At 62.7% G+C, this 18610-nt stretch carries 17 protein-coding genes, 1 tRNA gene and 1 pseudogene; 7 read left to right on the top strand and 12 right to left on the bottom strand.

Annotated elements, in window-relative coordinates; translation table 11 throughout:
- The first annotated feature begins 10 nt into the window (after nt 1-10).
- On the top strand, nt 11-802 hold the full coding sequence (gene fabI / locus P3T23_RS21195; RefSeq protein WP_429318090.1) for an enoyl-ACP reductase FabI: 792 nt from the start codon (nt 11-13) through the stop codon (nt 800-802).
- Between the two features lie 105 nt (nt 803-907).
- Here fabI and P3T23_RS21190 read toward each other — a convergent pair whose 3' ends face one another.
- From P3T23_RS21190 to cysS, 10 genes and pseudogenes are all read right to left on the bottom strand, one after another.
- Nucleotides 908-1255, bottom strand: a complete 348-nt coding sequence (locus P3T23_RS21190) for a hypothetical protein (RefSeq protein WP_429318089.1) — start codon at nt 1253-1255, stop codon at nt 908-910.
- 185 nt (nt 1256-1440) lie between these two features.
- Nucleotides 1441-2547 carry an extracellular catalytic domain type 1 short-chain-length polyhydroxyalkanoate depolymerase gene (locus P3T23_RS21185; RefSeq protein WP_429318088.1) on the bottom strand — a complete coding sequence of 369 codons (1107 nt, stop codon included), beginning with the start codon at nt 2545-2547 and terminating at the stop codon, nt 1441-1443.
- A 62-nt stretch (nt 2548-2609) separates the two neighbouring features.
- Nucleotides 2610-3035: a CopG family transcriptional regulator gene (locus P3T23_RS21180; protein WP_429318087.1), complete on the bottom strand. Its 426-nt coding sequence runs from the start codon at nt 3033-3035 to the stop codon at nt 2610-2612.
- Nucleotides 3036-3306: 271 nt separating this feature from the next.
- Nucleotides 3307-3736 (bottom strand): annotated as a pseudogene (locus tag P3T23_RS21175) (AI-2E family transporter); the annotation flags it as partial.
- A 414-nt stretch (nt 3737-4150) separates the two neighbouring features.
- Nucleotides 4151-4244 (bottom strand) — tRNA-Ser (locus P3T23_RS21170).
- 159 nt (nt 4245-4403) lie between these two features.
- Nucleotides 4404-5654, bottom strand: coding sequence for an aspartate kinase (locus P3T23_RS21165; RefSeq protein ID WP_429318086.1), 1251 nt, complete (start codon nt 5652-5654; stop codon nt 4404-4406).
- A gap of 363 nt (nt 5655-6017) precedes the next feature.
- Nucleotides 6018-7442 (bottom strand): tRNA lysidine(34) synthetase TilS, encoded by a 1425-nt coding sequence (tilS, locus tag P3T23_RS21160; RefSeq protein WP_429318085.1) that lies wholly within the window; start codon nt 7440-7442, stop codon nt 6018-6020.
- Nucleotides 7443-7482: 40 nt separating this feature from the next.
- Nucleotides 7483-8454, bottom strand: coding sequence for an acetyl-CoA carboxylase carboxyltransferase subunit alpha (locus P3T23_RS21155; protein ID WP_429318084.1), 972 nt, complete (start codon nt 8452-8454; stop codon nt 7483-7485).
- A 115-nt stretch (nt 8455-8569) separates the two neighbouring features.
- Nucleotides 8570-9574, bottom strand: coding sequence for a DNA-3-methyladenine glycosylase family protein (locus tag P3T23_RS21150; RefSeq protein ID WP_429318083.1), 1005 nt, complete (start codon nt 9572-9574; stop codon nt 8570-8572).
- A gap of 47 nt (nt 9575-9621) precedes the next feature.
- Nucleotides 9622-11019 (bottom strand): cysteine--tRNA ligase, encoded by a 1398-nt coding sequence (gene cysS, locus P3T23_RS21145; protein WP_429318082.1) that lies wholly within the window; start codon nt 11017-11019, stop codon nt 9622-9624.
- 232 nt (nt 11020-11251) lie between these two features.
- Between cysS and P3T23_RS21140 the strand changes: the two genes are divergently transcribed.
- The 4 genes from P3T23_RS21140 (at nt 11252) to P3T23_RS21125 (ending at nt 14086) form a co-directional block, all read left to right on the top strand.
- Complete coding sequence (locus P3T23_RS21140) at nt 11252-11959, top strand: tetratricopeptide repeat protein (RefSeq protein ID WP_429318081.1); 708 nt, start codon at nt 11252-11254, stop codon at nt 11957-11959.
- 41 nt (nt 11960-12000) lie between these two features.
- On the top strand, nt 12001-12582 hold the full coding sequence (locus tag P3T23_RS21135; protein ID WP_429318080.1) for a peptidylprolyl isomerase: 582 nt from the start codon (nt 12001-12003) through the stop codon (nt 12580-12582).
- Between the two features lie 72 nt (nt 12583-12654).
- The gene (locus P3T23_RS21130; protein WP_429318079.1) at nt 12655-13149 is read left to right on the top strand and encodes a peptidylprolyl isomerase; all 495 of its coding nucleotides are present in this window, start codon (nt 12655-12657) and stop codon (nt 13147-13149) included.
- A 112-nt stretch (nt 13150-13261) separates the two neighbouring features.
- Nucleotides 13262-14086, top strand: coding sequence for a UDP-2,3-diacylglucosamine diphosphatase (locus P3T23_RS21125; protein ID WP_429318078.1), 825 nt, complete (start codon nt 13262-13264; stop codon nt 14084-14086).
- A gap of 69 nt (nt 14087-14155) precedes the next feature.
- Here P3T23_RS21125 and cysE read toward each other — a convergent pair whose 3' ends face one another.
- Nucleotides 14156-14938: a serine O-acetyltransferase gene (gene cysE, locus P3T23_RS21120; protein WP_429318077.1), complete on the bottom strand. Its 783-nt coding sequence runs from the start codon at nt 14936-14938 to the stop codon at nt 14156-14158.
- 227 nt (nt 14939-15165) lie between these two features.
- Nucleotides 15166-15897: an RNA methyltransferase gene (locus P3T23_RS21115; protein ID WP_429318180.1), complete on the bottom strand. Its 732-nt coding sequence runs from the start codon at nt 15895-15897 to the stop codon at nt 15166-15168.
- 384 nt (nt 15898-16281) lie between these two features.
- Between P3T23_RS21115 and P3T23_RS21110 the strand changes: the two genes are divergently transcribed.
- Both P3T23_RS21110 and lplT read left to right on the top strand, forming a co-directional pair.
- A complete protein-coding gene (locus tag P3T23_RS21110) occupies nt 16282-17085 on the top strand; it encodes an inositol monophosphatase family protein (RefSeq protein WP_429318076.1) in 804 nt (267 codons plus the stop codon).
- A 198-nt stretch (nt 17086-17283) separates the two neighbouring features.
- Nucleotides 17284-18582, top strand: coding sequence for a lysophospholipid transporter LplT (gene lplT / locus P3T23_RS21105; RefSeq protein ID WP_429318179.1), 1299 nt, complete (start codon nt 17284-17286; stop codon nt 18580-18582).
- The last annotated feature ends 28 nt before the right edge of the window (nt 18583-18610 follow it).

The following is an 18610-nucleotide window of genomic DNA, read 5'->3' as shown; positions in this document are numbered from 1 at the left end:
TGGAGATTTCATGGGCTTTCTCGCTGGTAAACGAATCCTGCTGACCGGCCTGCTGTCGAACCGTTCGATTGCGTACGGTATCGCGCAGGCTTGCAAACGCGAAGGCGCCGAACTGGCCTTCACCTATGTTGGCGATCGCTTCAAGGATCGCATCACCGAATTCGCCACCGAGTTCGGCAGCAACCTGGTATTCCCGTGCGACGTCGCCGACGACGCGCAGATCGACGCCCTCTTCGCTTCGCTGAAGGAACACTGGGATAGCCTCGACGGCCTCGTCCATTCGATCGGCTTTGCACCGCGCGAAGCCATCGCCGGCGACTTCCTCGACGGCATGACGCGCGAAAACTTCCGCATCGCGCACGACATCTCCGCATACAGCTTCCCCGCGCTCGCCAAGGCAGCGCTGCCGATGCTGTCGAACGATGCAGCCCTCCTCACGCTCAGCTACCTCGGCGCAGAGAAAGCCATCCCGAACTACAACACCATGGGTCTCGCAAAAGCATCGCTCGAGGCGAGCGTGCGTTATCTGGCGGTGTCGCTGGGTGGCCGCGGCATTCGCGTGAACGGCATTTCCGCCGGCCCGATCAAGACGCTCGCGGCAAGCGGCATCAAAGGCTTCAGCAAGATTCTCGAATTCGTCGAAAACAACGCGCCGCTCAAGCGGAATGTGACGATCGAACAGGTTGGCAATACGGCCGCGTTCCTGCTGTCGGATCTGGCGGGAGGTGTGACCGCTGAGATCGTGCACGTCGACAGTGGCTTCAGCAAGGTGGTCGGCGGCATGGCGGGCATCGGCGAGTAACGTTCACGGGCGACGCCTGAAGGCGTTATCCCGGCTCGTTGCGCACGCAACAAAAAAAGAGCCGCCCGGTTGGGCGGCTCTTTTTTGTTTCCGGATATTACGCGCTCAATGCCAGCCATTGTGACGACCGTTGTCGTGGTACCCGCGATCGTAATGCCCCGGATGATGGCGGTACCAGTCGTCATGGGCCCAATAGCGACGACCGTCCCAGTAGCGGTCGCCGTGCCAGCCGATCACGATCGCCGGGCCGCCGTAGACAGGGGCTCCGTATACCGGCGCGGGTTGATAGACGACGGGCGGCGGTGGTGGCGGCGCGTAGACGGGCGGCGGCGCGACGTAGACGGGAGCAGGAATGCCGATGTTCACACCGACGCTCACTCCGGCCATTGCCGCGCCCGACGCGCCAATCGCCAGCGCACCGACCAGAAACGGAACAAGACGAGCGAACTTCATGGATTCACCTTTTAGCGAGTGGGTTTTGCTGGCGGGAATATAACGTAAGGCGGCGAATCGCGCATTTCAAGTTTGTAATAACTGATGCACAAGATCGCAACTTGAGATCACCGTTACGTGTAGTTACACGATTTGCCAATTGGATAGCGCTATGGTGCGCCGGGAAAAGTGCCAGATCGCGATGTTCACTTAAGCATAGGATGGGAGAGGAAAAAGCGCATCATCTCGGCGCTCGCATCCGGGCCGCTCGCGTCCGTGTAAGTGCCGCGCCCGCTTCCGCCAGACCATGCATGCGGCGCTCCGTGGACGATCCACAGTTCGGCTTCGACGCCATCGGCTGAAATCCGCCGCTCGACGGTATGGGCACGTTCATCCGGTTTCTTGCGGCGCACTTGAGCATTGGTGTCGATCGTTGCGTGTGCATCGAAACCCTGCAGTACGTGCAGCGCGTTCGACACGTGCACGGTCGCGTCGGCATCGCCGTGAAAGACGATCAGCGGACGCCTCGGCGCTTCGCCTGCATGACCGGCGTGATGCCTGTCTGCGCCGCGGCCCGCTCGCGCGCGACGGCCGCCTTTCATCGCGGCCAGTGCGGATGGAAGATCGTGCGCGCAACCGTGTGCCAGCCCGGAATGCACGCCGGCCGCCGCGTAGAGTTCGGGATAGGCGCGGATCATGATGGCCGCCATCGCGCCCCCCGCCGACATGCCCGCGACGTACACGCGTGACGGATCGACTGCGTAGTCCGCCATGATCTCGCGCGTGATGCCCGCAATCAGCGACGGCTCTCCTGTTGCACGCTGCTGGTCGGTGGGCTTGAACCAGTTCCAGCATTTCGACGGGTTTGCACCCTGAGGCTGAACCGGATACGCGACGATGCATCGATGCCGCTCGGCAAGCGCATTCATCTGCGTGCCGGCCGCGAAGTCGTCGGCGTCCTGAGTGCAGCCGTGCAATGCCACGACCAGCGGCAACGGGTCGCCGTGATAGCCGCTCGGGACGTACAGCTTGTACTGCCGCCGCCCCGCTTCGTTTGAATACGCGCGCGTGCTGAAATGGCCACGGTCTTCCGCGTTAGCGGATTGTTCGCGCGGTGCGTGCACGACGGGTTCCACCGGTTGCGGAAAGTCGCGCAGGGTCGGCGAAGTAAATGCGATCGCATCAGCGTCACGAATAGCGTGCTCGCCGCGCAACGCACGTTGGATCGCTTCTGTCGCCTCCAGAGGGCCACTCGTGCGTAGCAGTGTCATCGCTTCCTGCATCGAATTCAGAAAGTCTTCGTTGAGCTTCATCGTCGTCGTCCGGTTATCTGGCTGGGGGCTGTGGGGTTGTCGCGTGAACGGCGCTGAACGGCCTAGCTGATCCGGTCAGCCAGCGCCGCCTTCACAGCGGGCGAAGCGTGAAAAGCGCCAAGGACCACGATGCTGTCGATCGTCGCGAGTGCGAGTTCCGCAGACACGTCGCTCGCGATGCTGGCAAGCCCCAGCACCTGGATGTTCAGACGCTCGTTTGCGGCGCGCACCGTTTCCAGGTCGCGTCGGGTGAAGTGCTGCAGGCCAAGAACCAGCGCGCGGCGCGTAACCGTTTCATGAACAACCTGCGCATGCACCGAAAGCTGGTTGCGAATTGCAGTGCGGATCAGGTCAGTGCGGTTTGAATAAAAGCCCTCTTCAACGAGCAGATCGATCTGCCCAAGATCAACCGGGCCCAGGTTGATCGTGATCTTTTCAGTCTCGCCACCCTTCGGGCGCGGTGAGCCGACAAGTTCCAGTTTTCTCATTTTCCATCCTATTGCCATCTCATGGGATGGTTATAGGCTGGTTTCTGCTTTTGTGCAATGCGCAAAACAAGGGACACAAGCGAAGGAAGTGGTCTTGAAGGTGCCGGCACACATACAGCGCAGTCAAGGCGTCGATGGGGTTGCAATCCGGTGATCAGGCGGCCACGTCGGCTGGCTGCAGTTCCTCGCTTGCAGATTGCGCGGCAGATGCGCACGCGCCCACCATGCTCCGAATGGACGTGGCGTAGTGATCGGCGCTAATCGCACTCTGAAGACTCTCACTCCACCTGGCCGTGTCGCCCGCCGGCCACTCGGGGCTCACCGCGACGGCCAGCCCCGTCGCGAGCGCGGCCACGATCCAGATGCCGACGTATAGGCACATGCTGCAGGAGCGCGGCGAGGATGCCCCACAGCAACGGGCTTGGCACGCCGATGAAAAACAGACCTGTTCCGATCTCGAAGCCGACCCCGGCATTCACGCCGAGTTGTGAGACGAAGTATCGGCTGAGCCGCCGCGCAGCTTCGTCCATGAGCGTCATCGTTCGATGCAGATCTCCTGAGCCGAACAGGCGAATCGCGCGATCGCGCAGGTCGTCACGCTGCAGCAGAATGACGACCGTCACGACGAATACGATGAACGCTGTCTCGAGCGGACTGATGGCAGGCGAGGTAACGCGCCGCGCCAGTTCGAGAGGAGTCGGATCACCGCAAGAAACACCGGGGACACGTGTCCAGGTTTGATGCGTCGAAGAAATTCAGCCAGCGACGCGACGAGAAAACTCAGCAGGACCACGAGCGTGATCGGGATCTGCACATCGCGGGCGAAGGCGGATACGCTCCCCAATCGATGCGGAGTCCGACGTGCTGTCCGCTGTGACGTCTAATTTGCTGCGCGTGGCATGTCTTCCATCAGGTCGGCTGCAGCGCGGACCAGACCAGTACCGTGCTCTATATTTCAAACCATTCTTCGACGAAGTAAGAACAGCAATCGCCGTGCCGCAAATCAGCAAAGCGCGCAGCACCCGCGATGAAAACACGGGATAAAGACCCATTGGCAAGCCGAAAAAACAAAAACCCCGTAAGTCCAAGAACTTACGGGGTTTCGCCGCCATCGCTGGCGGAGACGGAGGGATTCGAACCCTCGATCCAGGTTTTGGCCCAGATGCTCCCTTAGCAGGGGAGTGCCTTCGACCTCTCGGCCACGTCTCCCAAACTTTCAGTCGCGCAGGGAGTCAGCGCGACAGAGCCAAGATAATAGCGGGTTCACGAAGCCAGGTCAATTTCTGAAGCACATATTTTGTGCCAGTTCGTCTTTGACCGAAGTGAAACGCGACCTCCGCTCACCCGCCATGCATTCGCAGTGCGCGTTTATGCCTGATCGAGTTCGAACGCCTTATGAAGCGCGCGCACGGCGAGCTCCATGTACTTCTCATCGATGAGCACCGAGATCTTGATTTCCGACGTCGAAATCATCTGGATGTTGATGCCCTCTTCCGACAGCGTGCGGAACATCGTGCTCGCGATGCCGACGTGCGAACGCATGCCGACGCCGACCACCGACACCTTCGACACCTTCGGGTCCCCCAGCACCTGCTCTGCGTTCACGTGTCCCTTCACCTGGGTGGTGAGGATATCCATTGCGCGCTGATAGTCGCCGCGGCCAACCGTGAACGTGAACGCCGTCTTGCCCTCGACGCTCTGGTTCTGGATGATCATGTCGACATCGATATTCGCATCCGCCACCGGGCCGAGGATCTGGTACGCGATGCCCGGCTTGTCGGGCACACCCATCACGGCGATGCGGGCCTCGTCGCGCTGGAACGCGATACCCGAGATGACTGCTTTTTCCATGGTCTCGTCTTCTTCAAAAGTAATCAGGGTGCCCGAGCTCATTTCGACGTCGAGCGACATCAGCGGATCCGTCAGGCTCGACAATACGCGCGTCTTCACCTGATATTTGCCGGCGAATTCCACCGAGCGAATCTGCAGGACCTTCGAGCCCAGGCTGGCCATTTCCAGCATCTCTTCGAACGTCACGTGGTCGAGCCGGCGCGCCTCTTCGACCACGCGCGGATCGGTCGTATAAACGCCGTCGACGTCCGTGTAAATGAGGCACTCATCCGCTTTCAGCGCGGCAGCCACTGCCACTGCCGAAGTGTCCGAACCGCCGCGGCCGAGCGTCGTGATGTGGCCTTCCGGATCGATGCCCTGGAAGCCCGTGATCACCACGACCTTGCCGGCGTCGAGATCGCGCAGTACGCGCTCGCCGTCGATGTCGCTGATGCGTGCCTTGGTGAATGCGCTGTCGGTTTTCACCGGCACTTGCCAGCCGGCGTAGCTGACCGCGTCGACGCCTGCTTCCTGCAGTGCGATCGAAAGAAGACCGACGCTGACCTGCTCGCCGGTGGAGGCGATCATGTCGAGTTCGCGCGGATCCGGCTGGGCGGAAATTTCTCTCGCGAGGCCGAGCAGACGATTCGTTTCGCCGGACATCGCCGAGGGCACGACGACCATCTTGTGGCCGGCCTTGTGCCATTTGGCGACGCGCTTCGCGACGTTCTTGATGCGCTCGACCGAGCCCATCGAGGTGCCGCCGTATTTATGTACGATGAGTGCCATTGTCGTTCTGAACTGGAGGAGTAACCGCGCTGGGCGCGCTGGAGACGACCGCACAACAGGCAACGTTCGGGAACACGATGAAGTGTGGCGGCGTAGATGCAGCGCGCGTGCAGCACGCGCGGAATTTGCCCGTACCTGGCGGAAACGGACGATTGCGAGCGGGGTGCTGCCGGCAACCGGATCCGGAAATGACCGGGATTACGATAAAAACACGGCAAAACCTGATCGGGCAAACAGGTAAACGTACCCGATCAGAGGCGAAAAGACAAGCCAAAATCCTGTATCGGAACGCGACGTAGACGCCTGTGGGCAAAGGATTTGCCCGCTATTACAGGATCACGAAGAAGCTGGCCGACCGGCCGGTCAGGCAATCAGCAGATCAGGACGCCAGTCGATCCGAAAATACCGCGAAGCGACGGAATGCGCCGTCCCGCGCTTTGCAGTCGCTTCGCGATTCACGCCGAGAAACGGCACGAACAACAGATCGCCGCCGACGAAGACGAGCGGCACATCGCGCTTCCATGCCGGCACGCCGCGTTCCTGAAAGAGGTTTTTCAGTGTGCGGCCCGGCGCACCCGGATCGACCCGCATCCGCTCGCCACCGCTGCGCGAGCGCGCGTGCAATGGAGCGCAGGTGAGCACCGCTTCGGGGATCGCATCGGGATCGTCCGCCGGCACCTCGGCGAACACCAGCGTGCCGCGCCATTGCGGCAATCGCCAGATCGAGTCGCCGTGCCATGTCAATTCGCTGGCAGGTCGCGTTTCGAGCGCGGTTTCGTCGATGGGATCGGCGCTGTCGCCGGCTTCCCAGAAAATCTCGCCGCGATAGCTGCGCAGACACTGCCCCGCGTGGTCGACGCGCATGCCGTGATCGTCGTCCGCGTCGCGCAGTTGACGTAACGCATCGGTCAGGCGCGCTGTCGATGCGGCCGGCAAGCCGAGCGTGCGCATCCAGTAGCGCAGCAGATTGAGCGCACGCTCGTCGTTGAGCGCGAGCAATGCATCGCGCGCCAGTGCGCGGCCTTCGTCGCGCTCCGCCACCTGCATGTCGATCCGCGCGAGATCGTCGAGCAGGCGTTGAGCCGCAGCAGCATGACTGGCGGTACGTGCGAGCGCGTCCCGAAAGCCAGGGAAGTGAACAGCCAGTTCGGGCAGTACGTCGTGACGTAACGCGTTGCGCGCGTAACGGGTATCGGCGTTCGACTCATCCTCGATCCAGCGCAGGTCACGCGCATGTGCATAGTGCTCGAGCTGGGCGCGCAGCACGTGCAATAGCGGCCGTGCGCGCGATACCGCGGCGCCGGGCGCCAGCCGTTCAGGCGCCATGGCCGCCAGGCCCGCGAGCCCCGCTCCGCGCAGCAATTGCAGGAGCACCGTTTCCGCCTGGTCATCCGCGTGCTGTGCGAGCCACAAGGTCATGACGCCGTGCTGCACGCACATGGCATCGAGCGCGCGATAGCGCGCGTCGCGCGCCGTCGCTTCGACGCTCATCCCCGGCTCACGCGATACGTCGACATGTTGGGCCGCGAATCCGACGCCGCGCTCACGCGCAAACGCCTCGCATTGCGCGAGCCACGCGTCCGCGTTCGGACTCAACCCATGATGAATGTGCAGCGCCATGCAACGCGCGGCGCCACCCACGCGCACCGCGGCGTCGAGGAGCGCCGTCGAATCAAGGCCGCCACTGAACGCCACCGCCACGCGCGCGTCGGCGGGAAGCGATGCGAACGCCGCGCCGACTGCGTCGAGAACGAGGCGGTCGGCGGGATTATCAAAGGGAGTGGTCACGGCGAAAAGGCGCAATGCGCCCAGGCAATCGTACGCCGGCTCATGCGCCGGGTGTCGTTTCCTTGAACTTGCCGTACGACATCAGCCGGTCGAAGCGGCGTTGGCGCAGGTCCTGAATGCTCATGCCCTGGAACTGGCGCAGCGTGTCGGCCAGCGCACGACGCAGCATCGCGGCCATGCCCTTCGGATCGCGGTGCGCGCCGCCGAGCGGTTCGTTGACGATCTTGTCGATGAGGCCAAGCGCCTTCAGACGATGCGCGGTCAGACCCAGAGCTTCAGCCGCTTCCGGCGCCTTCGCCGCGCTCTTCCACAGAATCGACGCGCAACCTTCCGGCGAGATCACCGAATAGGTCGAGAACTGGAGCATCAGCACGCTGTCGCCCACTGCGATGGCGAGCGCGCCGCCGGAGCCGCCTTCACCGATGATCGTCGCGATGATCGGCGTCTTCAGCTCGGCCATCACGTACAGATTGCGGCCGATCGCTTCAGACTGGCCGCGCTCTTCCGCGCCGATGCCCGGGTAGGCGCCCGGCGTATCGATGAACGTGAAGATCGGCAAACCGAATTTCTCGGCGAGGCGCATCAGGCGTTCAGCCTTGCGATAACCCTCCGGACGCGGCATCCCGAAGTTGCGGAGCGCCCGCTCCTTCGTGTCGCGGCCCTTCTGATGGCCGATCACCATACATGGCTGTCCGTTGAAACGCGCAAGGCCGCCGACGATCGACAGATCGTCCGCGTACGAGCGGTCGCCATGCAGTTCGTGGAAATCGGTAAACAGTTCGCTCACGTAGTCGAACGTGTACGGGCGCTGCGGATGGCGCGCGATCTGCGACACCTGCCACGGAGTCAGGTTCGCATACAGGTCTTTGGTGAGTTGCTGGCTCTTCTTCGACAGCCGCTCGATCTCTTCCGAAATATCGACGGCCGAATCGTCCTGCACGAAGCGCAATTCTTCGATCTTTGCTTCGAGTTCAGCGATTGGCTGTTCGAAATCCAGAAACGTGGTTTTCATTGGTTGTAATCCTTGGACTTACCGGCAGCGCGTATTCTAACCGCGCCCGCCCTTGTCAAAACCGTGTCGCAACTATCGACATCGATGCCCCGATAGCTGAGGACGGCATCGCTCTTTAGTAATCGACCGGCAACGGATCGAGGCTACGCCACATATACCAGGTTGCAACGGTGCGCCACGGTTCCCAGTTTGCTGCGACTTCTCGTGCCTCGCTGCGCGTAACCGGTTCACCACTGAAATAATTGACGCTGATCGCGCGGATCAGGCCGAGATCGTCAAGCGGCAGTACATCGGGGCGCGACAGATTGAAGATCAGGAACATCTCCGCCGTCCACCGGCCGATGCCGCGAATCTGCGTCAACTCGGCGATCACCGCTTCGTCTTCCATCGACTCCCATTTGCCGACGTGCAGCGCACCCGACACGAAGTGCTCGGCGAGATCGAGAATGTACTCGGACTTGCGCTTCGACAGGCCGCACCCCATCAGCTTGTCCTGACCCAGCTTGATGAACTGTTGCGGCACGAGCTTCGGACATGCGCTTTCGACGCGTTGCCATACAGCCTGCGCAGCAGCTACCGAAATCTGCTGGCCGACCACCGAACGCGCAAGCGTCACGAACGGATCGCCGCGGCTTTGCAGATGCACCGGGCCGAATTTCGGAATCAGCTTCTTCAGAATACGGTCGCGCCTGACGAGGTCGGCGCACGCCTTGTCCCAGTAGGGCGGGCGCGTGACGGCCGGCGTCAGTCCGCCAATCTGCACCGGGACTGCGACTTCCGTCGACGTCGATGCGCGTGTCTTGCGCACGACTTCGCCCTCATGCAGCGTGTCGGGCGCGAGTTCCTGCAGGTCGTCAGCGAGCTCTATCGGCAACTCGCCGTTGCCCTTGACACGCGACTTGCGCACCGGCTTCGCCACCTTCCGCGGCTGATGCGACGTGCCGTTCAGAACGCGCCTCGCCGGGCTCTTCTTCGCTGCCGTGGTGCCCGCCTTGCCGGCCGCACTGGCGGCCTTGAGCGAGGGTGTTGCAGTACTGCGTGCGCGCGTCGTTTTCACTGCGACTGTCGCGCCTGTCTGAGACGCGGCCCGTTTAGCCGGCGTCTTCGTGGCCGTTGCCATCCTGCCTCCTGCCTGGCGAGTCGATCAGAGGGAAGTTCGGTGCGCGCTCATACTCGGCGCCACTCGGTCAACCCGCCCGGTTTGTCTTCAAGTGCAACACCGGCTTCGAGCAACTCGGCCCGGATCCGGTCTGCTTCGGCATAGTTCTTTGCCTGCTTGGCCGCGACGCGCTCCGCGATCTTCGCTTCGATCCCGGCCGTGTCGAGCGCGCCTTCGTTCGCGCTGCCCGCAGCCTGCTGCAGATACGCACGCGGCTCGCGGCCCAGAAGGCCGAGCAAACGCCCGAGCGCACGCAATTGTCGTGCGAGCGCGGGCTCGCGCGTGCGATTGACTTCACTCGCCAGTTCGAACAGCACCGACACCGCGACAGGCGTGTTGAAGTCGTCATTCATCGCAACCTGGAAGCGTTGCGCGTGCGCTTCGTCCCAGTCGAGTTCGGCATCGTCGGGCGTCACGTCTTTCAAGGCGGTGTAAAGGCGCGTCAGCGCGCTGCGTGCATCGTCGAGGTGCGTATCGCTATAGTTCAGCGGCGAACGGTAGTGCGCACGGGCAATGAAAAACCGCACGACCTCGGCGTCGAACTTCGCGAGCACTTCGCGGATCGTGAAGAAGTTGCCGAGGGACTTCGACATCTTCTCATTGTCGATCTGCACGTAGCCGTTGTGCATCCAGTAATTCACAAATGTCTGACCGGTCGCACCTTCGCTCTGCGCGATTTCATTTTCGTGGTGCGGAAACTGCAGGTCCTGGCCGCCGCCGTGAATGTCGAAGGTATCGCCAAGCAACGTGCAGCCCATCGCCGAGCATTCAATATGCCAGCCCGGACGGCCGCGACCGTATTGCGAATCCCAGCCGGTGTCGGCCGGCTCATCCGGCTTGGCCTGCTTCCACAGCACGAAGTCGAGCGGATCCTGCTTCGCCTCGTTGGCCGCGACGCGTTCGCCCGCGCGCAGGTCTTCGAGCGACTTGCCCGACAGCTTTCCGTAGTTCGCAAACTTGCGCACTGCGTAGTTCACATCGCCGTCCGTTGCCTGATAGGCGTATCCGTTCGCTTCCAGCTTCCCGATCATGCCTAGCATCTGCGCAATGAAATCGGTGGCGCGCGGTTCGATGTCGGGCCGCTCGATACCGAGCGCGTCCGCATCTTCATGCAGCGCGGCGATGAAACGATCGGTAAGCGACTTGATTGTCTCGCCGTTTTCCACTGCGCGTCGAATGATCTTGTCGTCGATATCGGTGATGTTGCGCACATACGTGACGCGATAACCGAGCGTACGCAGCCACCGCTGCACGATATCGAACACCACCATGACGCGCGCGTGGCCGACGTGACAGTAGTCGTACACCGTCATCCCGCAGACGTACATACGTACGACGCCCGGCTCAAGCGGCACGAAAGATTGCTTGTCACGCGCGAGCGTGTTGTAGATGCGCAGAGATTCCATAGAGACGATGCGTGGGCCGAAAGAAATCCGCATTGTGTTACGTGCATGCTGCGCGCCTTCGCGGTTCACGCGGGGAACGGCATGTACAGCAAAACCGGTGCACCTGGTGCGGCGGTCAGGCTGCATTCAAGGCGGAGACGACCACGAGTGGCGAAAAGACAGTCTGTGGTTCGACGGAACGCGCAGACCTTTTGTTAGAATGGGTCGGAGTATAACACCCTGACCTTAGCCTATGAAACCTTCCAGCGGCCGCGCGCGACGCGCTGCGACCCTCGCCGCGTCAACCCTTTGCGGCGTCGCCTTCATGGTACTGGCGGGTCCCGCCGTGCATGCGCAGGTCACGGCCGTGGCCGACGGCACGCCGCAGATCGACGCGGCCATCGCCCAGAAAGACTGGGCCGGCGCACTGAAGCAACTCAACGAGCGCATCGCCGCGAATCCGCGCGACGTGCAGGCGAAGTTCAAGCGCGGCACGGTGCTCGCGCGCCTGAACCGCGATGATGAAGCCATCGCCGCGTTCACCGAACTCACCCAGGCATTCCCGGAACTGCCGGAACCCTACAACAATCTTGCCGCACTCTTTGCGAAAGAAGGCCGCCTGCCTGAAGCGCGCGCCGCCCTCGAAACCGCCACGCGGGTCAATCCGAACTATGGCCTCGCGTGGGAGAACCTCGGCGACGTGTACCTTCGCCTCGCCGCCGAATCGTACCGGCGCGCGCAGTCGACGGGACACGTGAGCGCCACGACACAGCAGCGCCTCGCCGATATCCAGAAAATCGTTTCGCCGCCGAAGAACGGCAAGCCGGCGCCCAAACCCGTGGCTGCCGTCGACGACTCCACCACGCGCGCCACCCCGAACGTGACGGAAAGCCCGAACTTCCAGTTCGGTGGCGCAACCGGCTCGCTGGCGACTCCACCGTACGCCGCGCCCTCGAAATAGACGCGCAATCCGCGAACCCTTTTTTCACCCTGAGGATTTTCATGAAATGGTTGATGTTGGCGCTCGGCAGCGCCGCCCTGATCGCGAACGCGCCCGCTTTTGCCCAGTCCGCGCCACAGGCCGCGCATCCGTCCGTCCTCTTCAAGACATCGGAAGGCGACATCCGCGTCGAGTTGTATCCTGAGAAAGCGCCGAAGACGGTCGCGAACTTCCTCGACTACGTGAAATCCGGCCAGTACAGCGGCACGATCTTCCATCGTGTGATTCCGGGCTTCATGATCCAGGGCGGCGGCTACACGACGAGCTTCGCCGAGAAGCCGACGCGCGCGCCGATTCCGCTAGAGAGCCGCAATGGCCTGAAGAACACAACTGGCACGATCGCGATGGCACGCACCAGCGATCCGAATTCGGCGACGGCACAGTTCTTCATCAACACCGTCGACAACGCCGGCCTCGATTACCCGAATCCTGACGGCAACGGTTATGCCGTGTTCGGCAAGGTCACGTCGGGCATGGATGTCGTGAAGAAGATCGAAGGTACGCCCACGACGAACCGCGGCCCGATGGGCGACGTGCCGCAAAAACAGATCGTGATCGAGTCGGCAACCATCGTCAGCAAATAAGCGCGCCCCGGCGCGGACCGGTCGTTTCGCCATCCGCGCCCTCCACTCACCTGTCAGTCAAAAGGATCCATCATGGTCGAACTGCATACGAACCACGGCGTCATCAAGATCGAACTGGACGCCGAAAAAGCGCCGAAGTCGGTTGAGAACTTCCTCAATTATGTGAAGGCCGGTCATTATGACAACACGGTGTTCCACCGTGTCATCGACGGCTTCATGATCCAGGGCGGCGGTTTCGAGCCGGGCATGAAGCAGAAGCCGACCGATGCACCGATCACGAATGAGGCGAATAATGGCCTGAAGAACGTCAAGGGCTCGCTCGCGATGGCACGTACGAACGACCCGCACTCGGCAACCGCCCAGTTCTTCATCAACGTGAACGACAACGACTTCCTTAACCACTCGTCGCCGACGCCGCAGGGCTGGGGCTACGCGGTGTTCGGCAAGGTCGTCGAAGGTCTCGACGTCATCGACGTCATCCGGAAGGTGAAGACGGGTTCGAAGGGCTTCCATCAGGATGTGCCCGTCGACGACGTAATCATCGAAAAAGCGATTATTGTCGAGTAATCATAGTATCGAATCACCCGGTTGTTCCGCCGGCCGCCCAGGTTGGCTGAACAACCGGTGAGGCAGTTAAATCAGCCACCCGGATAACGCTGCACCATAACAGGCACCTTCAATGCTGCAAGAAACGCCGCTGCGAAGCGTCGCTGCGGGCGTGCCTGGCGAGGGCAAACGCCCACACGCCGCGCGCCCGTTTTTTTTCCTCTCCGATCTTCATCTGAGCGAGGCAATTCCGCGCACGGTCGCCGCGTTCGAGCACTTCATCCGGTTCACGGCTGAGCAGGCCGATTCGGTTTTCATTCTCGGCGATCTGTTCGAGTACTGGATCGGCGACGACATGCTGGCCGAGCCGTTCGTCGCGCGCATGGCCGCTCTGCTGCATACGCTCTCGGAACGCGGTATCGCGCTCTACATCATGCACGGCAACCGCGACTTTCTGCTCGGCAAACGCTTCATGAAGGCGGCCGGCGCGATCTGGCTGCCCGACCCCTACGTGATCACGGCTTTCGGCACGCGCGTCGCGGTCGCGCACGGCGATGGGCTTTGCACGGCCGATCGCGGGTATCAGCTGTTTCGCCGGTTTGCGCGCAACCGCGCCATGCAGTTGCTGTTTCTGGCGTGGCCGTATAGATGGCGCCGCGCGCTGGCCGAACGGATGCGTTCAGCCAGCCAGCAAGGCCGCTCGCGCCCGGTATCGCCAAAGTATGACGTCACCCGTGAGAGCGTGGCAAAGCTGTTCAGGAGGACCCGCACGGCGACGATGATTCACGGTCATACGCACCGCCCCGCACGCCACAAGGAAACCGACGGCACGCGCTGGGTGCTGCCGGACTGGGACCTCGATCATGGCGAGCGACGCGGCGGCTATCTACGCATCGACGCCGAGGGCATCAAGACCTTGCCGTTGGACTGGAGTCCGCTTTTCCGCTCGGGGGGATAAAACGCGGGTATGCAGGATACGCGCCGCCGACGCGACGACATCCACAGGGCACCGACCCAGCCGGCGCGCTCAACTCTCCGTGACCTTACCTTCAATCGCCGCTGACAGCCTGCGCAGATCGACGAGCGCCGCATCCGCGCCGTGCAGCGCTTCGAGGCTCGCCCCGAGGCGCTCGAGCGCGGCGACCACTTCATCGATACGTTGCGTCTGGGTCGCCGCATGATCGATCAAACCGTGGATCGCCAGCGATACCGGATCGTCCGCATTCGGCGTGATGCCGTACGCGCAAAAGGCGGTGCGCCCGGGTGCCGGCTTCGCTGCTTCGCCGCTCGCCGCAGCCGGCATGATGACCCGAGCCGGATTGCCGACCGCCGTGCCGCCCGCCGGCACCGGCTTGACGACCACGGCATTCGAGCCGATCTTCGCTTCGGCGCCGATCGTGAAGCCGCCCAGCACCTTCGCACCCGCACCGACGATCACACCGCGTTCGAGCGTCGGGTGCCGTTTTGCGCCGCGCGTGAGCGACGTGCCGCCGAGCGTCACGCCCTGGTAGATCGTGCAGTCATCGCCGATCTCGGCCGTCTCTCCGACGACGACGCCCATGCCGTGATCGATGAACACGCGCCGCCCGACGGTTGCACCCGGATGAATCTCGATGCCGGTCAGAAAGCGCGCCATCTGCGAGACGAACCGCGCGATCCAGCGATGCTTCGCCTGCCAGCACGCGTGCGCAAAGCGGTGCAGCACGAGCGCGTGCAGGCCCGGATAACACGTGAGGACTTCCCAGGCGCTGCGGGCGGCGGGGTCGCGCTCGCGGATCGTGGCGATGTCTTCGCGGAGTCTCGTGAACATGGCAATCAGGCTGGCGTGGGGGGAAAACCGTCGCGGCCGGACACCGGCATCGACGGGCTGCTTGCGAAAAACGCGCTTCCGCAGCTTTGCTTATGACGTTTGAGGGATTGTAGGTGGATTGCGCAAAAACTGCCTGGATGCCCTCGTTCCCGGCAAGGTCGTCGCAGGGGGCAGGCGTCACGACGCGCCGCGAAGGCCCGCGACGGAGGTAATGGCCGCCGGAGGCCCTACTTTTCCTGCGGCTTCACCTTCAGCAGGATGTGTTTGGCGATGCCGCGCACGATGTTGACTTCCTCGCGTTCGAGCCCCGAGCGCGCGAACAGCCGTCGCAGCCGCGACATCAGTTTCTTCGGGTTGCCCGGATCGAGAAAATCCAGCGCGATCAGCGCGTTTTCCAGATGCACGTACATACGCTCGATCTCGTCGCTGGCAGCGCGCGAACTGGCGGCAGCGCCCATTTCGAAGCCGCTCTCGCTATCGATGTGGCCGAGATAGGCCATCCGGAGTTCGTACGACAGCACCTGTACCGCCTGGGCCAGGTTCAGCGAACTGTACGCAGGATTGGCAGGAATGTGCGCGAGCACGCTGCAGCGCTCGACGTCTTCGTTCGACAGGCCCGTGCGCTCGTTGCCGAACACGAGCGCGATCTCGCCGTGTACGGCGTGCTCGCGTGCCTGTACCCCGGCTACGCGCGGCGCGAGCTGGGGCGGCCCGTATTCGCGCGCGCGTGCCGTCAGTGCGATCGACCAGTGCACGCCGTTCAGCGCATCGGCAAGCGATGGAACGACGTGCGCCGACGCGAGCACGTCGTCGGCTCCGCTTGCCATTGCGACGGCTTCAGGATCGTTCTGCACATTCGGGACGCGCGGCGCGACCAGCACGAGGCGCGAAAACCCCATCGTTTTCAGCGCCCGCGCCGCGGCACCGACGTTGCCCGGATGACTGGGCTCGACCAGCACGAAGCGCGTCGACGTGAAACCGCCGCCAACCGGCCCGGTGCATTCGGCAGACGTGTCGCGGGAAGAAAGAGAAGACGGATACGGTGATTCGGTCACGGATAACAATTGACGAACTGAAGAACCAATATGGTAGCCCCAACCGCCACCGGGTGATCCGGTTTTGTAAGGCGGCGCGAAAGGTGGCCGGCGCCGTTCACCGCCGGAGCGGGCCAGACTCGGGTAAAATCATGCAATTCGCGCCGTCTTCGAACGTGCGCCCCGCTCTTCTTCAATTCGTCTCCGTCGACGGAACGCGTGCCTGATCCTGTTCAAAGCGTACGTTCCGGTTGTTTACAGCTATTACCGGGCAGCCGCAGCGGCCGTCCGGCACAAGGATTCCGGCTCATGCATCCCATGCTCAATATCGCTGTCAAGGCCGCGCGACGCGGTGGACAGATCATCAACCGCGCATCGCTCGATCTCGACCTCGTCCAGGTCAGCAAGAAGCAGCACAACGATTTCGTCACGGAGGTCGACAAGGCGTCCGAAGCCGCGATCATCGATACGCTGAAGACCGCCTACCCCGATCACGCGATCCTCGCCGAAGAATCCGGCGAATCCGACAACGAGTCGGAATTCCAGTGGATCATCGATCCGCTCGACGGCACCACAAACTTCATCCACGGCTTCCAGTACTACTGCGTGTCGATCGCGCTGGCGCACAAGGGCATCGTCACGCAGGCGGTCGTCTATGACCCGACCCGCAACGACCTCTTCACCGCCTCGCGTGGCCGTGGCGCCTTTCTGAACGATCGCCGCATCCGGGTCGGCCGCCGCGACCGTCTTGCGGACGGCCTGATCGGCACCGGCTTCCCGTTCCGCGAAAAAGACGGCCTCAAGGAATATGGACGCCTCTTCGACGACATGACCGTCGCCTGCGCAGGCCTGCGGCGGCCGGGTGCGGCCGCGCTCGATCTGGCCAACGTCGCGGCAGGCCGCATGGACGGCTTCTTCGAACAGGGTCTCAAGGCATGGGACATGGCAGCAGGCAGCCTGCTGATCACCGAAGCCGGTGGCCTCGTCGGCAATTACACGGGTGACTCGGAATTCCTGCACGTCGGGGAAATCGTCGCGGGCAATCCGAAGATTTACGCGCAGATGGTGCCGATCCTCACCAAATATAGCCGCACAAAGCAGAAGACGGCCTGATGCTCGAACGAGAAAAGCGGCTCCGGCCGCTTTTTTGTTGTGGCTGCGCCACCCTGTGGATGTCTCTCGGTGTCGGATGAGAGCCTGGTGGGTGCGTAGCCCGACGCGGCTTATGCGTTAAAGCGATAGACTGCGCCCTTCAGCCCTTCACCGCCGTCCCGCTCTCGAAGCTTCTCGTTGGGCGCTCCGCTCCGCTTCATGAAAAAAGGCTTCTACACCATCATTGCGGCACAGTTTGTGTCGTCCCTCGCCGATAACGCGCTGCTGATCGCCGCCATCGCGCTGCTCACCGCGATCCGGTCGCCGGCCTGGATCACGCCGCTTTTGCAAATCTTTTTTACAATTTCGTACGTGCTGCTCGCGCCGTTCGTAGGCGCCTTCGCCGACGCGCTGCAAAAGCGCCACGTGATGTTCGTCTCCAACGCGCTGAAGGCGATCGGCTGCCTGATGATGATCGTGGGCGTCCATCCGATGATTGCGTATGGCGTCGTCGGCTTCGGCGCCGCCGCGTATTCGCCGGCGAAGTACGGCATCCTGACGGAACTGCTGCCGGCCGAAAAACTTGTCGCCGCGAATGCGTGGCTCGAATCGGCAACCGTGCTGTCGACGATCGTCGGCACGATGCTCGGCGGCGCCCTCATCAGCACGTATGCGACGAGGTTCGTCGCCCATGCTCACCTGCCGCTGATCCACTCGGCCGCCAATCTTGCGATGCTCGCCGTGATGATCACCTACGCGATCGCCGCGGCGATCAACGTCGGCATTCCCGATACCGGCGCGCGCTATCCGAACCGTCTTGTCGAGCCGGGCAAACTCGTCGGCGATTTTGCGCAGTGCTTCAACGTGCTGTGGGCCGACAAGCTGGCCCAGATCGCGCTCTGGGTCACGACGCTCATGTGGGGCGGCGCTGTCACGCTGCAACTGCTGGTGCTCAAATGGGCCGACGCGAACCTCGGCCTGTCGCTATCGAAAGCGGCCGTGATGCAGGGCGTCACGGGGCTGGGTATCGCGGTGGGCGCGGCGGCTGCGGCGGCATGGATCCCGTTGCGCAGTTCGCTGCGCGTGCTGCCAATCGGCATCGTGACTGGCGCAGTGGCGATCGCCATGGCGTTCTACAGTAAAGGGCTGTTCCCGCCCGGCATGGGCATCAAGATCGGGCCGTTCGTCGCGCCTGTCTATATCGTGCTCGCCTATCCGCTGATGATCCTGCTCGGCGCCCTGTCGGGCTTCTTCATCGTGCCGATGAACGCGATCCTGCAGCACCGCGGCGCGACACTGCTTTCCGCCGGGCATTCGATCGCCGTCCAGAACTTCAACCAGAATCTGGCCGTGCTACTGATGCTGGGCGCGTACGCAGTGATGCTGACGGCAAAGCTCCCCGTGCAGTGGATCATCGTCGTGTTCGGCACCTTCATCACGTTCATGATGTGGCTGGCAAAACGCCGCGGCGCAGTGAATGCGCGCACGGTGGACATGCGCGCGCTGGTCGAGGAATAGCGCGGCGCCTCGGTGGCGCGCATTGGCA

It is taken from the genome of Paraburkholderia sp. GAS448 (genome assembly GCF_050435685.1).
Taxonomy (GTDB): Bacteria; Pseudomonadota; Gammaproteobacteria; order Burkholderiales; family Burkholderiaceae; genus Paraburkholderia.
This window is presented reverse-complemented; position numbering and strand designations above follow the sequence as displayed.

What these genes read in the sequence shown, in the direction of transcription:
- lplT (WP_429318179.1), top strand. Translation starts at nt 17,284, where the DNA reads ATGAAAAAAGGCTTCTACACCATCATTGCGGCACAGTTTGTGTCGTCC.
- P3T23_RS21130 (WP_429318079.1), top strand. Translation starts at nt 12,655, where the DNA reads ATGGTCGAACTGCATACGAACCACGGCGTCATCAAGATCGAACTGGAC.
- fabI (WP_429318090.1), top strand. Translation starts at nt 11, where the DNA reads ATGGGCTTTCTCGCTGGTAAACGAATCCTGCTGACCGGCCTGCTGTCG.
- P3T23_RS21165 (WP_429318086.1), bottom strand. Translation starts at nt 5,654, where the DNA reads ATGGCACTCATCGTACATAAATACGGCGGCACCTCGATGGGCTCGGTC.
- P3T23_RS21190 (WP_429318089.1), bottom strand. Translation starts at nt 1,255, where the DNA reads ATGAAGTTCGCTCGTCTTGTTCCGTTTCTGGTCGGTGCGCTGGCGATT.
- P3T23_RS21135 (WP_429318080.1), top strand. Translation starts at nt 12,001, where the DNA reads ATGAAATGGTTGATGTTGGCGCTCGGCAGCGCCGCCCTGATCGCGAAC.
- P3T23_RS21180 (WP_429318087.1), bottom strand. Translation starts at nt 3,035, where the DNA reads ATGAGAAAACTGGAACTTGTCGGCTCACCGCGCCCGAAGGGTGGCGAG.
- P3T23_RS21155 (WP_429318084.1), bottom strand. Translation starts at nt 8,454, where the DNA reads ATGAAAACCACGTTTCTGGATTTCGAACAGCCAATCGCTGAACTCGAA.
- cysS (WP_429318082.1), bottom strand. Translation starts at nt 11,019, where the DNA reads ATGGAATCTCTGCGCATCTACAACACGCTCGCGCGTGACAAGCAATCT.
- cysE (WP_429318077.1), bottom strand. Translation starts at nt 14,938, where the DNA reads ATGTTCACGAGACTCCGCGAAGACATCGCCACGATCCGCGAGCGCGAC.
- P3T23_RS21150 (WP_429318083.1), bottom strand. Translation starts at nt 9,574, where the DNA reads ATGGCAACGGCCACGAAGACGCCGGCTAAACGGGCCGCGTCTCAGACA.
- P3T23_RS21125 (WP_429318078.1), top strand. Translation starts at nt 13,262, where the DNA reads ATGCTGCAAGAAACGCCGCTGCGAAGCGTCGCTGCGGGCGTGCCTGGC.
- P3T23_RS21185 (WP_429318088.1), bottom strand. Translation starts at nt 2,547, where the DNA reads ATGAAGCTCAACGAAGACTTTCTGAATTCGATGCAGGAAGCGATGACA.
- P3T23_RS21140 (WP_429318081.1), top strand. Translation starts at nt 11,252, where the DNA reads ATGAAACCTTCCAGCGGCCGCGCGCGACGCGCTGCGACCCTCGCCGCG.
- P3T23_RS21110 (WP_429318076.1), top strand. Translation starts at nt 16,282, where the DNA reads ATGCATCCCATGCTCAATATCGCTGTCAAGGCCGCGCGACGCGGTGGA.